Here is a 12,945-nt window from a genome sequence, read left to right on the forward strand (position 1 = left end):
TCGATCGAGAGCGCTACTGCAGACCCTGGGCGAGGCCGCCGTCGACGGGGACGGCCGCGCCGGTGACGTAGCCGGCCCACTCCGAGCACAGCAGGGCGGCGACACGCCCGAAGTCGCCAGCGTCGCCGAGCCGGCCGGCCGGCACCCTCCGGGCAACCACCGCCGGGAGATCCTCACCCCACACCGAGCGGAGCCTGGCCGTGTCGTGCAGGCCAGGTTGGATGGAGTTGACGGTGACGCCGTCGGCGGCGAGCTCGGTCGCCAGCGTCTTCAGGAACCCCGTGGCGCCGGCGCGCGCGGTGTTGGAGAGGATCAGGCCGGGCAGGGGGTGGCGCGCCGTGACCGAGGTGATCGCCAGGATCCGACCCCAGCGGCGCGCCCGCATCTCACCGGTGACGGCGTAGCACATGGCCACCACCGACATCAGGTTGAGGTGAACCGCCTCGAGGTAGTCCGTCGGCTCGCAGGACTCGTAGCCGCCGTCGGGCGGGCCGCCCGCGTTCGCCACGAGGATGTCGATCCCCCCGCCGAGAGCGTCGCGGGCGTCCCGCACGAACACCTCGGCCCCGGCTGCGTCGGACACGTCGGCCACGACCGGGACAGCATCGGGAATGCCCTCGACCGCGCGCGCCAAGCGCTCGGGATCCCGCCCGGAGACGACGACGCTGCAACCTTCACCGGCCAGCGCCTCCGCCACGGCCAAGCCCAGCCCGGCTGAGGAAGCGGCGACCGCGGCTCGTCGCCCTCGCAACCCCAGATCCATGCGCCGATAGTACCGAGGTGTGTGCTGAGCAATCCACAGGCAGCGCCAGTCGGGTAGCTGAAGGCTGGATTCCGGCCTGCGCCGGAATGACGCGCGGGTCGAGGCGTCCGCAGCATGGCTCAGCAGGCTCCGAAGGCGCCGGACCGCACAGATTCCCTCGGCACCCGGTCGGGGGGCGGGAGATCGAGGCGGCGCGGGCTGTGACAGGGCACCGGACCGCGCGGGCTCCCGCGGCATCCGGGGCTCGCCGCAGGCTCAACTACCCTGCCAGGGAATGGCGGGTACACCAGAGCCCGACTCCTCGGTGGGGACCGCCCGCACGGATACACCCGCCGAGCGCCCGAGCGGGGAGGCCCTCCCCGCCGCGCTGGCGATCAGCGGCGGTGACGTGGTGACGATGAACGCCCGCCGGGACGTGCTGGTGGGCGGCACCGTCGTGATCGCCGGCGACCGAATCGTGGCGGTCGGCTCAACGGCGGCGCTGCGGTCGGCCTACCCGGATGCTGCCGAGCTGGACGCATCCGGGTGCATCGTGACGCCAGGGCTGATCAACGCGCATCAGCACCTCACCGGCGACCCCCTCGTGCGCAGCTGCATCCCCGACCTGCTGGCACCCGGCGAGTCAATCTTCTCGTGGTCGGTGCCGCTGCATGCCGAGCACACGCCCGACGACGATGAACTGTCGGCCACGCTCACGGCCGCGCAGAGCGCGCTTTGCGGCGTCACCACTCTCGTGGAGGCGGGCACCGTGGCGAACCCCGACCGGGTGTCCGCGGGAATGGCGGCCGTGGGTGTGCGCGGCACCGTGGGCACTTGGGGGTGGGACATCGCCGACGCCCCGTTCGCAGCGCCCGCCGACGAGGTGCTGGACCGCCAGCGGCAGGTCCTGGCGGCGCACCCGGCGGGCGGGCTCGTGGAGGGCTGGGTCACGCTGGTCGGACACGATCTGGCGAGCGACGAACTGCTCGTCGGCGCTGCGGACCTAGCACGCGGCACCGGCTGCGGCATGACCATGCACATCTCGCCCACCTCCGCGGACCCCGAGAGCTACCTGCGCCAGCGCGGTGCCCGGCCCCTCGTGCACTTCGACCGGCTGGGGATCCTGGGCCGTCACCTGCTGCTGGCCCACGGCGTGTGGCTGGACGACGACGAAGTGGAGCTCGTGCTGACCACGGAGACCGCCGTCGCCTACTGCCCGTGGGCCTACCTGCGGTTGGGCCAGGGCGTCACGGTGGCCGGGCGACACCTCGAGTTGGCGCGCCGGGGCGGCCGTCTGGCGCTGGGATGCGATGCGGGCAACGCCGGCGACCTGCCCGATGTGCTGCGGGCCGCCGCGCTGGCGGCCGGACTGGCGCGGGACATGCCGGTGGATCCCGAAGGATTCGGAGCGCACCACGCATTCGAGTTGGCCACCATCCGGGGCGCCGAGGCTATCGGCAAGGGCGCCGAGATCGGTTCGCTGGAGGTGGGCAAGCTGGCCGACGTGGTGATCTTCGACTGCGAGGCGTCGGCCTTGACGCCCCGCGGTGACGTGGCTCTGCAGTTGGTGTGGGGCAGCGACGGGCGCGACGTACGCGACGTGTTCATCGGGGGACGGGCCGTGGTGCGCGACGGCCGCTGCAGCACCGTCGACGCGGCCGAACTCCGCAGCGCCGCTGCCGAGGCTCAGCGGGATCTCTTGCACCGCGCGGGCATCGAGGTGCCGCACACCTGGCCGCAGGTGCCCGCCGGCTGATTGCGGCCGGCCGCGGAGCCGGTGCCGGGGATGCAGCGACGATGAGGCGCCCTGCCGGCAACTGGATCCCGGCCTCCGCCGGGATGCCGAGCGAGAGACCGAGACGACGAGCGAGAGACCGAGACGACGAGCGAGAGACCGAGGCGACGACGGTGAGGCCGACAGGAGCGGAACGGGTCAGGCCAGGGGAGCCGTCCCGAAGGCCACGCTGAAGCGCACGCACCAGACGATCACGGTGGAGTAGTGATCGAGGTCGACGCTGGGTGGGATCTCGTAGTTCTGGGCACCGACGTTGCCCTTCAGGTCGCCGAGATCGACCCAGTCGTTCAGGAAGTCCCCGGCCGGGGCGTCGGGCGGTGCCGAGGACAGCCACACGTTGAGGTCCGGGCCGTTATCGGTGCGGAAGTTCTCGAAGCGCAGGAAACGCTGCTCGGAGCCGTCGTTCAGCACCAGCACCCGGCCCTCGGTGGGGTGGCTGCGGCTCATGAACTCGCCCGAGGCGAGCGTGACGATCTGCGGCGCCACCGGCATGGGCCGCTCCTCGTTCATGACCACCTCGCGGGGCATCGCTCCCGAGGCAATGGCCTCGTTCGTCTCATCGGCCATCTCCGGGGTGATCTCGTCGCCGGGCATTCCCGAGGCCCCCGGGCCGGCCACCAGCTCTCCCTCGGCGGGGGCCGGCGGCGCTGCCGGGGCGGGTTCGGCGGGAGCAGGAGCCGGCGTGGCGGCGGGTGCGTCGGCGGCCGTCTCGCCCGCAGGGGCAGGGGCGGGGACCTCGCCGGCCGGGGGCGCGGCGGCGGGCGCGGAGCCTTCGGCAGGGGCCGGCGCCGCAGACGCCGCCGTCTCCCCATCGGAGGTGGCCGCAGGCGCTTCGGCGGCCGCTGGGGCAGGCGCCGGAGCCGCCGGCTCGGCGGCGGGAGCCGGGGCCGGGGCCTCGGCCGGAGCCGCCGGGGCGCCGAAGGTCGGCAGCGCCTCGTCCACCTCCTCGTCGATGAAGAGCGTCTGCACAGCGAAGAAGAAGAAGATCAGCCAGATCCCCAGGCCGATGGCCGCGGCGAGGGCGATCGTGGTGATGACCCAATGGCGCCGGGCCCAGCCCCACAGGCGCCGGATGAGAGAGTTCGCTGCGTCGGGTGATGCGTCCATGCCTTCACCTCCCTGGTGCGGGATCCGCCCCGCCGGGCGGCCCCGCCAGGAGCGTCGTGCGCTGGCGGCGTTCCTGGCGGTTGCTTCTGCGGTCCAGTCTCACAGACCCGCGCCCCGACCTCCCGGCGCGGCGGGACGAAAGATCCGCTCGATGAATTAGAGCAGTAGCGGATAGGCTCTGACCAGGCGCTTTGCAGTCGACTACAGCGACGCGAATCGCGTCGCCGGAGCCTGGATTCCGGCCTTCGCCGAAATGACGAGAGTTCGCGGATTGGAATCCCAAGTCGGTGGCGGTCGCCTATCCGCTAACGCTCTTAGCCGCTCTCAATGAGTCTGCGGCACTCCTCAGGCGCTGCGGTCGGCCCCCGTGAACAGCACGCCGACGCGCGCTCCGTCGGCCACGAGTCCCGCGCCGCGAGCCGCCAGCAGCCCGGCCAGGCCGGCCGTGCCCGTCGGATCCACCGGCACGTCTGTCCAGCGCCGGGCCAGTGCGTGGGCCTCGGCCACCAGGCGCTCCGGCGCCACCACCACGTCGCCTCCCGTTGCCGCCACGCCCCAGGCGACCGGCAGCCAGTCGTAGGTGACGTCGTCCAGGATGCCCGTGGCGATGCTCTGGGGCGTATCGCCCTCCGGCGGCGCCCACGGCTGCATGAACCGCTCGGGCTGCGCCACGGCGGCCTCGAGGGCCGCTTCCATGCCCAGCTGCTCGCCCAACGACGAGAGCCGCTCCCAGGCCTGCCGCAGCGGCGCGCATCCCTCGGTCTGCACCATGTAGAACGCCGGTAGCCGGCCCACGACACCTGCGTCGGCGGCCTCGACGAAACCCTGCACCACACTGGACGCCAGCGCCCCGCCCCCCACCTGCACGAACAGCGCGTCCAGCTCCCCCGCTCCGGCGAGCGACTCGATCATCTCGAACGCCAGCGTGCGGCCGCCGTCGATGGTCCAGAGATTCTCGACGGCGACGGCGCAGAACGGCAGCGAGCCGGCCGCCGTGGCCTCGCGGAACCGGCTGAAGCAGGGATCGCCGAGCTCACCGGGCCGCCGGGGGCAGACCCCGATGTCGGCGCCCAGAGTCTCGAGGGCACCCACGATGTAGGCGTCGGCCCACGGCGGGATGAACACGTCCAGGGGACGGTCGGCGGCTCGGGCCACGGTGGCCGCCGCCAGGGCCGCATTCCCGCAGGAGGCGATGGCCAGCCGGTGCTGCGGGGCGTCGGCGTCGGCCTCGAGGTGCAGCGCCAGGCCCATGAGATGGCGCGCCTTGTGCGTGCCGGTGACGTTGCCCGTCTCGTCCTTCACCCAGAGCTCCACGCCGAGACGCCTGCTCAACTCCGGTGCGGGCGCGCTGGGCGTCACCCGGAACCCCCGCCCGTCGATCTCGGCGACCCGGCGGTCGAGCCGCTCCACGGCCGCCACGAAGTCGCCGTCGGAGCGGCCCGACTCGGCGAACCGCCGGTGTGCCCACAGCAGGCGTCGATACCGCAGGAAGGGATTGTCACTGCCGTCGTCCACGTCGAAGAATGAACCGGCCGGCGACCCCAACCAGCCGCTCTCAGCCGTGAGACGGTTCATCGGCCGATCCCGCCCCGGACGGACCGCTGAGCCGTGGTCTCGTCGATCAGCACAATGCCATCAACCGGCCGCCACGCGTGCTCAGAGCAGGGCCGCTGCTCCGCTGCGGGCGTTGAACTCGTCGATCATGGCGTCCCAGGCCGGGACCATGGCGTGCAGCCGATCCCAGAACGCCGCCTGCCGGCGCGCCTCGAAGTCCTCCACCGACACACCCTGCTGTTCCACCCAGGTGAAGTAGCCAAGATTGAAGATGCGGCTGCGGCCGACCTCGTCGAGCAGCAGAACGTGCGACGTGTCCGCACCGGCCAGGTGCGCCTCGATCTGCGCCGCTGCCGCGGCGTCGTCGAAGGAACCCCCGAAGCGTGTGCCGGTGAGGCGCGGCCGCTCGCTCTCGTAGAGGGCCGCACCGTCGGTGGCGACGGTCACGATCACGTCATCAGCGCCCAGAGGTGCCGTGCGGGCGTACTTGATGGCGGCGAGCACGTTGCAGATACTCGACAGACCGAAGTGGTCCAGCGACGCCAGCACCCCTGCCGGGATGCCGCGCCCGGCGAGGACCCGCCGCCCTCCCTCGTGGCCGAAGGCCATGAACAGGCCATCGGTGGCCGCGTCGGAGACCGCCACCGCGGCGTCGCTGTTCATGACGTTGTGGACCAGGGGGATGTGTTTGTCGCCGATGCCCTGGATGTTGTGCTCGCCGAACCCGTTGTAGAGCATGGTCGGGCACTCGAGGGCCTCGACCGCCACGATGCGGGTGCCGTGCCGCTCCTTGAGATAGTCGCCGGCGCCAAGCGTTCCCGACGAGCCGGAGGCCGCCACGAAGGCGGCGAGACGAAGGCCCGGCTGGGCCGCGGCGTGGTCGGCGAAGGCGTGCGCCAGGGCCGGCCCGGTCACGGCATAGTGGCCGGCATGGTTGGAGAACTCGGAGAACTGGTTGAAGATCACGTTGCGTTCCTCGACGGCCAGCTCGGCGCAGGCGTCGTAGATCTCCTTGACGTTGCTCTCCGAACCCGGTGTGGCCACGATGTCGCCGGGGTCGGTCACCCAGCGCTCGAGCCACTCGAAGCGCTCGCGGCTCATGTTCTCCGGCAGCACCGCCACCCCGCGGCAACCCATGATCCGGCTGATCGCCACGCCGCCGCGGGCGTAGTTCCCCGTCGACGGCCACACCGCGCGCTGGGCGGTGGGGTCGAAAACGCCGGTGACCAGGCGGGGCACCAGGCAGGCGTAGGCGGCCAGCACCTTGTGGGCGCCGATCATCGGGAACCTGTCCCCGAAGGCCACCAGGATCGGCGACGCCACGCCCGTGAACTCCGGCGGTAGCACCACGTAGGAAGGCACCTCCCGGAGACCCCCCGAAGCGGTGTCGTTGTACCAGTGGACCCGCCACAGGTTGCGGGCGTCGGCCTCGTTGCGACCCACACCGGCCAGACTCGCCAGGGCGGCGGCCGGAATCCGCTGAGGTTCGGCCAGCTGGGCGAAGGTGGGGAGCACGATTCCCTCCTCACCGAATCGCCGCGCCGCCCGCTGAAGCACCTCCACGGATGTGCCCGGTCCCATGCGGGCGTCGCGCGAATACTCGGCTACCGGGGCACTCATAGGCGTCACACGCTACCGGCCGGCGGCATCGCCGACCGCGTACATCGCGCCGCTGCGTCCCCCCAGGTAGATCACGCCGTCCCACATCACCGGCGAGGACTCGAAGCGCCACTCGTTGCCGACGTGCAACTGCCAGATGACCGGTGGCTCCACGGACGTGTCGCTGACGTCGTAGGCGGTGATCCGCCCCGCCCCGTCCGCCAGGATCAACGCCTCGTCGATCACGATCGGGCTGCTCCACAGCAGGTCGTTGAACCGCTTCTCCCAGCGGATCTCGCCCGTCCGGCGGTCGACGCCCCAGAACCTGCCGGTGTGGGTCGTAGCGAACACCATGTCGCGCCACACGACCGGCGTGCTCCACACGCCCCGCTGGGGAAACTCCGAAGGGTCGTGCACCGACCAGACGATGGGATCGTCGGGGAGGGACGGGTCGAGCTTCACGAGCTGGCCCACCTCCCGGGCGCGCGCCGTGTCGCGCTCCTCGTACTCCACGCCCAGGTACAGGTACCCCTCGGTGTCCACGACCGGTGTGGCGTCGATGTCGTCACCCGCCCAGAACCGGAAGACCTGCTCGGGCATGACCCCCCCCCGTCGAGACGCGAGATGTCCCAGCCGGTCACGAGACCACCCGAGTTGGCGAAGTAGAGCGTGTTCTCCCAGATCGCCGGAGAGGACTCGATGGCCACGTTGAAGTGGCCCTCATCGGGCTCGGCCAGATCCGCCAGCAGTTGGTCGTCCCAACCCGCCCAGTGGAACAGCAACTCGGGAGCCACCGTCACGAGACCGTCGGCGTCGTAGCCCCGGTTCAGGCGGACGACGAAGAACCGGCTGTTCTCGCCGCCCAGGAACAGGTGGTCGTCGATCACCAGCGGGCTGGAGTCCCAGTCGTCGTTCCACAGCGTGGGCGATACGTCGTAGGCACCCAGCCGCCACAGCTCCGTCGGCTCGGCCCTGTCGAAGGCCACGATCCGGAAGTAGTTGTCCCGGGACCCGAAGTACGCCAGCGGGAACTCATCGGGATCGATCGTCACCGAGGTCTTGATGAGGTCGCCGGTCTCGAACTGCGGGAGCAGCTGCTGCCCGGTGTCGGCGTCGAGGAAGTGCACGTTGTTGTCGAACGCCCCGAACACCAGCCAGGTGCGCCCGTTGCGTTCGAACACCGCCGTCTGACCGGTCCAACCCGTGCCACACCACCGCACGATCTCACCGTGATAGCTGGACTCGGCGCACATGTCGCTGTGCTGCGGATACCGCCAGAGCAACCGCGGGTCGCGCGGCACGGGGCCGGTCCCGTACCAGCTGCGAGTCGGCGAGCCGCGGAACGTGAGCACCCCCCGCGTCACATCGGCAGGGGGCTGGCCGAACGACGCGCCGTCCACCCAGGGCTCCGGCTCCTCAGCGGCGCCGGTGTCCGGCGGTAGCTCGGGAGACACCGGCGGGGGAGTAGCCGGCGCGGTGGTCGGCAGTTGCGGGGGCGGCACGGGCGGCGGTGCGGGATCCGGTGCCGGCCGCGGGTCGTGCGTCGAGTCGGTGGACACCTCGCCGGCACGCTCGGCGGTGCCGGCGAGCAGGACCGGCAGCACCAGGGCCAACAGCGCGGAGATCCCGAGCAACGTGACGCGCACCGGGACGGCGCGGGCGCGCGAAGAGGTGTTCACCGAGTCAGGAGTGTGCCGCACCTGGGCGGCGGCGTCAGATCGCGGAGTGAGCAGTCGTGCGGAACGCCCGGGTGAGCAGCGGCGTCGGCGCCGGCTCGCGGGCGGGCGCGGGTTCACCGGTTGTCGAATCGTCCTCGGATTCGACAACCGACGCCGCCGGCTCCGAAGCCGGCGAGACCTCGCTGCCGGACCGCTGCCGGCGGCTCGGGCTTCGCTGGTCGGACAGAATCCAGCCGACGGGCGGCCGGAACCGGTTGGCGTGCGCCGCGCACATGGGCAGGCCGCGCCAGGCCTTGCCCTCGAGGTCCACGAGCCAGGCCGCCGTCACGCGGGCGTCGAAGAGGAGCAGCGCCGTTGCGGGCTCAGGACACAGCATGTGGGCGCAGCCGACCGCTTCGGGGCCCCCGTTGCGCGGTGGCGTCACGACATTCCCGGTCGCGATCGCGGCCGCTCCACCTCCGGAGCGCATTCCGTCCATGCAACAAACGTAATGTCACGACACGCCCGACCGGGGGATTTGTCCACCCCTCATTGCATCCCTGAGTTGCCCCGGTGGCGGGTGTAGGCTTCACGCCATGTCTCATGCGCGTCCTCGCAGGCGAATCACACTGATCGCACTCACCGTTGTCATGGCGCTGGTCCTCACCTCATGCTTCGGCGACGATGACCCCGACGAGACGACAACGACGACGACCCAGCAGTCGTCAACTCCACCACCTCCCCCGGAGACGACGCCGACGACGCAGGCAGCCGTCGTTGAACCCCCGACGACCACGGCGGTGATCGTCGTCCCGCCGCCCGAGGAGCCGGAGGTGGTCCCACCGGAGCCGCCGCCAACTCCTCCGGAGGATCCGGTGGTGGATGAGAACGGAATCCTCCTCTACACGGTGCAGGCCGGTGACACCCTGTTCAGCATCGCCCAGCGGTTCGGCGTCAGCTTGGACGACGTCATCGAGGCCAACAACATCAGCAATCCCGACGTCATCTTCGAGGGCGACACGCTGACCATCCCGCCTGCCGGCTGACCGGCGGTCGGGACATGACGCATCGCGGGGACCGGCAGTCTTCGTAGTTGCAGCCGACAGAGTCGGTTCTTCACGTGAGCCCAGATCGACTAAGTTCACCCACATGGCACGCGCCACTCCTCTCGGGCGCATAACCCTGGTCGGCCTTTCGGCCGTGCTGGTCGTCACGCTCACCGCCTGCTTCGACACCAGTGACGACACCGAGGGTCCGACCACCGACACCGGTGGCGCTGGCAGCAACACCGTCGTCACGCTCGCCCCCCCGCCGCCGGTGACCCCGGCGACCGGCGTCGTCCAGCAGCCGCCCCCCGAGCTGCCCTCGCCCCCACCGGCAACGCCGGCGACCACCACGACGACACGGAACATCGGCGACCCGCTCATCTACACGATCAACCCCGGCGACACCCTTTTCGGCATCGCCAGGCAGTTCGGCGTCAGCCTCGACGACCTCGTGGCGTTGAACAACATCGAGAACCCCGACAACATCCGCGCCGGGGATCAACTGTTCATCCCGCCGCCGGAATGAGCGGGTTCCGGCCGTCCGCGCAGCCCGCCGGCCGGACATCCACCACCCCGACAAGGCGCCTGCGTACAATCCCGCGCCGGTGGGCAAAGCGGACGGAGCCGAGGCCGAGACGAGCACCGAGGTCGGGGAAGCCGTCGTCGGTGTCATGGCCTGTGGCGTCTGCGACGTCACGTGGCGCGGCCGGCCCGGCGACAGTTGCTGGGCGTGCGGACACTCGGCGCACACCGTGAAGGCGCCTCCGCTGCAGGTCAAGATCCCGGCGCCGGCCTAGCCGGATCGGGCACCACTCACGGCTCCGGCCCTTTGGCCTGCTCAGTACCCTGATCGGGCGAAGTGAGCAGCGTCTACGTCCGCTACCTCCTGCCAGCACTGGTCGTCGCCGCGTGCGCGGTGGCGGCCCTCGTCGGCCGCCGACGGCGCGGCCGCAATGACGCCGTCCTGGACAACTCCCGTCGCATCGTCGAGTCGAGCCACACGCCGGCGCCCACCGACCCCGCTGCCGAGCAGGCTTGGCACCGACTGCACGGAGGGGTGTTGGCTGGCTGGATGGCGACGCACGAGAACCTTCTGGACCGCGCCAGCGAGGACGATTTCAGCGGCGCCCGAGCCGCCCTCGACCTTGCCAACGAGTCGACCCTCGATCACCTCGACACCGCCGTGGCCGCCCATCCCAGCCCGCAGCGGCGCGCCGAACTCAGCGCCCTGCGGGCTGCCGCCCAGTCCACGCTGGTCGCGCTCGCGCAGGGCGACTACGCACGGGCACGGCAGCATCACCTCGTCTACTGCGACTACCGGGATCTTTGGAGGCGACAGGCCGCGGCCGGAGACGGCCCCCGCGACCCCTGAGCGGCACTCTCAACGCCGCGACGCGCTGAGGGCTGCCGCCACCTCCCCGGCGATGGCGGCCATGCCGTCATCGGTGGGGTGGATGCAGTCGAACGAACTGATCCAGGATCCGCGGGGATCCTCGGTGGAGCAATAGGCCCGGACCTGCACCCCCAGGACGGTCTCGATCGGCCCGCGCAGCCAGCCCGGGCCCAGGGCGTCGCCAGCCTCGTGGCCGTTGAACAGTGCAGCCACATCCACCAGTTGCACTCGCGGGCCGTGACGTGCCGCCGCCTGCGCCAGGACAGCGTTCAGAGCATCGTGCACGACCTCGCTGACCTCCGCGAAGCACGCGCCGCGGCAACCCGCCACTCCGGTGGGGCTCACCGCGGTGGGGTTGTAGTAGTTGGTCAGCGCGATGGCGGCATCGGTCCGATCCACGAGTTCGTCCAGCAGGTATCCCACGCCACCGGCAACCGCCTCCAGCCGGAGCCGGAGTTCAGCGCGATCCAGTTCACCGCGGGCCAGAATCGACAGATCCACGACCCCCACGTCGTTGGCCCCGACCGTGACGGTGACGTAGCCGGGATTCAGGTGGACCGCCCAGTCCAGCTGGCTCCAGCCGGGTTGGCCGAGGCCCGAGGGGGCGCCCGACGGCAACCAGGTCGGGGAATCCCAGACGTCGCGAGTGGAGGTTCCCGAGCAGGCTGCCAGCACGACGGCGGCCTGGCCCCCGGGCACCTCGCCGGCGTCGACGAGGCGATCCATGACGAGCCTCGGGTAGGCGGCTGCGGGCGCCCGCCAGCAGGGATCGCCCAGCAGGACGTCGGTCAGGTCGTGGCCGAAGCCCGCCGCCACCGAGTCGCCCAGACCCACGAGTGTGTGCCGGCGATGCGGGTGGCGGGACACGAACGTGGCCAGCGCGGTGGAGGTGGCGCCCGCGTCGTCGGTGGCGGTCACCTGGACCCGCCAGGTTCCCGGCACCGGCGGGATCCAGGAGAACGTCGGGTCGGCGCCGCCTGGTGAGGTGAATCCCGGCGGCGCGCGGTGCCAGGCGATGCGCGTCACCGTTCCGTCCGGATCGCCGACGGCCAGCCAGCCATCCAGCCGCTCGCCCACCTGCCGCACGAAGCCGTCCACGACGATCTCCGGTGGCCGGTTCGCGGGCTCGGTGGTCGAAGGCGGCGCAGCGGGGGAAATGACGTCCCCCAAGCCTGTGCCGCGATCCTCGGGACAGCCGGTCGCCGCCAGCGAGACCACCGCCAGAGCGACGGTCACCGGAAGCACCAAGCGGCCGCGCGCCGAGTGGGTCCGTGGCCCGGTTGTGTTCCTGCTGAGGGGCGCTAACCTGATTGCCGACAAAATCGGTCTGGAATTACCGGTCACGCGACCACCGACCAAGGGAGGACACAGCAGCATGACTGTGCAACTGGGGGACGTCGCCCCCGACTTTACGGCAGACACCACCGAGGGCACCATCAACTTCCACGAATGGAAGGACGGCAGTTGGGCGGTGCTGTTCTCGCATCCGAAGGACTTCACGCCCGTCTGCACGACCGAACTGGGCTACACCGCCAAGCTCCGTAGCGAGTTCGCGGCGCGCAACGTGAAGGTCATCGGGCTCTCGTGCGACTCGGTGGAGGATCACCGGGTGTGGTCGCAGGACATCCTGGACACCCAGGGCATCTCGCCCAACTTCCCGATGATCGGCGACCCCGACGCCTCGGTGGCCAACCTCTACGGCATGATCCACCCCAACGCCAGCGACACCATGACGGTCCGCTCGGTCTTCGTCATCGGCCCCGACAATCTGGTCAAGCTGATGATCACCTACCCGGCCAGCACCGGGCGCAACTTCGACGAGGTGCTGCGGGTCATCGACTCGCTGCAGCTCACCGCCCACCACAAGGTGGCCACGCCGGTGAACTGGCAGCACGGCGAGGACGTGATCATCGTGCCGGCGCTCAGCAACACCGAGGCCGCCGAGCGCTTCCCCGGCGGCTGGGACGAGCAGAAGCCCTACCTGCGGGTGGTCCCCCAGCCCACCGGCTGAGCCGGATACTCATCGCTCCAACCGTCGCGCCCCCGGGTTC

The 12,945-nt window shown here is 71.0% G+C and carries 14 protein-coding genes; 6 read left to right on the forward strand and 8 right to left on the reverse strand.

What is annotated here, in order from left to right:
- Positions 1 to 13 precede the first annotated feature (13 nt).
- Positions 14 to 763, reverse strand: a complete 750-nt coding sequence (locus OXG55_04610; GenBank protein ID MCY4102538.1) for an SDR family oxidoreductase — start codon at positions 761 to 763, stop codon at positions 14 to 16.
- Between the two features lie 274 nt (positions 764 to 1,037).
- Here OXG55_04610 and OXG55_04615 point away from each other — a divergent pair, with 274 nt between their 5' ends.
- Positions 1,038 to 2,498, forward strand: a complete 1,461-nt coding sequence (locus OXG55_04615) for an amidohydrolase family protein (GenBank protein MCY4102539.1) — start codon at positions 1,038 to 1,040, stop codon at positions 2,496 to 2,498.
- 177 nt (positions 2,499 to 2,675) lie between these two features.
- On the opposite strand, the gene OXG55_04620 is transcribed toward OXG55_04615, so the two are convergent.
- From OXG55_04620 to OXG55_04645, 6 genes are all read right to left on the reverse strand, one after another.
- On the reverse strand, positions 2,676 to 3,644 hold the full coding sequence (locus OXG55_04620) for a DM13 domain-containing protein (protein MCY4102540.1): 969 nt from the start codon (positions 3,642 to 3,644) through the stop codon (positions 2,676 to 2,678).
- A 345-nt stretch (positions 3,645 to 3,989) separates the two neighbouring features.
- A complete protein-coding gene (locus OXG55_04625; protein MCY4102541.1) occupies positions 3,990 to 5,219 on the reverse strand; it encodes a pyridoxal-phosphate dependent enzyme in 1,230 nt (409 codons plus the stop codon).
- Positions 5,220 to 5,300: 81 nt separating this feature from the next.
- The gene (locus OXG55_04630) at positions 5,301 to 6,818 is read right to left on the reverse strand and encodes a pyridoxal-phosphate dependent enzyme (GenBank protein ID MCY4102542.1); all 1,518 of its coding nucleotides are present in this window, start codon (positions 6,816 to 6,818) and stop codon (positions 5,301 to 5,303) included.
- Between the two features lie 12 nt (positions 6,819 to 6,830).
- On the reverse strand, positions 6,831 to 7,340 hold the full coding sequence (locus tag OXG55_04635; GenBank protein ID MCY4102543.1) for a PQQ-binding-like beta-propeller repeat protein: 510 nt from the start codon (positions 7,338 to 7,340) through the stop codon (positions 6,831 to 6,833).
- Positions 7,256 to 8,476 (reverse strand): hypothetical protein, encoded by a 1,221-nt coding sequence (locus OXG55_04640; GenBank protein ID MCY4102544.1) that lies wholly within the window; start codon positions 8,474 to 8,476, stop codon positions 7,256 to 7,258. Before OXG55_04640 ends, OXG55_04635 begins: the two co-directional genes overlap by 85 nt.
- A 34-nt stretch (positions 8,477 to 8,510) precedes the next feature.
- Positions 8,511 to 8,900: a hypothetical protein gene (locus OXG55_04645; GenBank protein ID MCY4102545.1), complete on the reverse strand. Its 390-nt coding sequence runs from the start codon at positions 8,898 to 8,900 to the stop codon at positions 8,511 to 8,513.
- Positions 8,901 to 9,051: 151 nt separating this feature from the next.
- Between OXG55_04645 and OXG55_04650 the strand changes: the two genes are divergently transcribed.
- From OXG55_04650 to OXG55_04665, 4 genes are all read left to right on the forward strand, one after another.
- Positions 9,052 to 9,501: a LysM domain-containing protein gene (locus OXG55_04650; GenBank protein MCY4102546.1), complete on the forward strand. Its 450-nt coding sequence runs from the start codon at positions 9,052 to 9,054 to the stop codon at positions 9,499 to 9,501.
- Positions 9,502 to 9,604: 103 nt separating this feature from the next.
- The gene (locus OXG55_04655; protein ID MCY4102547.1) at positions 9,605 to 10,027 is read left to right on the forward strand and encodes a LysM domain-containing protein; all 423 of its coding nucleotides are present in this window, start codon (positions 9,605 to 9,607) and stop codon (positions 10,025 to 10,027) included.
- Positions 10,028 to 10,106: 79 nt separating this feature from the next.
- Positions 10,107 to 10,298: a hypothetical protein gene (locus OXG55_04660; GenBank protein ID MCY4102548.1), complete on the forward strand. Its 192-nt coding sequence runs from the start codon at positions 10,107 to 10,109 to the stop codon at positions 10,296 to 10,298.
- A 62-nt stretch (positions 10,299 to 10,360) separates the two neighbouring features.
- Positions 10,361 to 10,873: a hypothetical protein gene (locus OXG55_04665; GenBank protein MCY4102549.1), complete on the forward strand. Its 513-nt coding sequence runs from the start codon at positions 10,361 to 10,363 to the stop codon at positions 10,871 to 10,873.
- 9 nt (positions 10,874 to 10,882) lie between these two features.
- Here OXG55_04665 and OXG55_04670 read toward each other — a convergent pair whose 3' ends face one another.
- Complete coding sequence (locus OXG55_04670) at positions 10,883 to 12,130, reverse strand: GDSL-type esterase/lipase family protein (protein MCY4102550.1); 1,248 nt, start codon at positions 12,128 to 12,130, stop codon at positions 10,883 to 10,885.
- A gap of 139 nt (positions 12,131 to 12,269) precedes the next feature.
- Between OXG55_04670 and OXG55_04675 the strand changes: the two genes are divergently transcribed.
- Positions 12,270 to 12,905: a peroxiredoxin gene (locus OXG55_04675; protein ID MCY4102551.1), complete on the forward strand. Its 636-nt coding sequence runs from the start codon at positions 12,270 to 12,272 to the stop codon at positions 12,903 to 12,905.
- Positions 12,906 to 12,945: the final 40 nt, after the last annotated feature.

It is taken from the genome of bacterium (assembly GCA_026708055.1).
Taxonomy (GTDB): Bacteria; Actinomycetota; Acidimicrobiia; order Acidimicrobiales; family CATQHL01; genus VXNF01.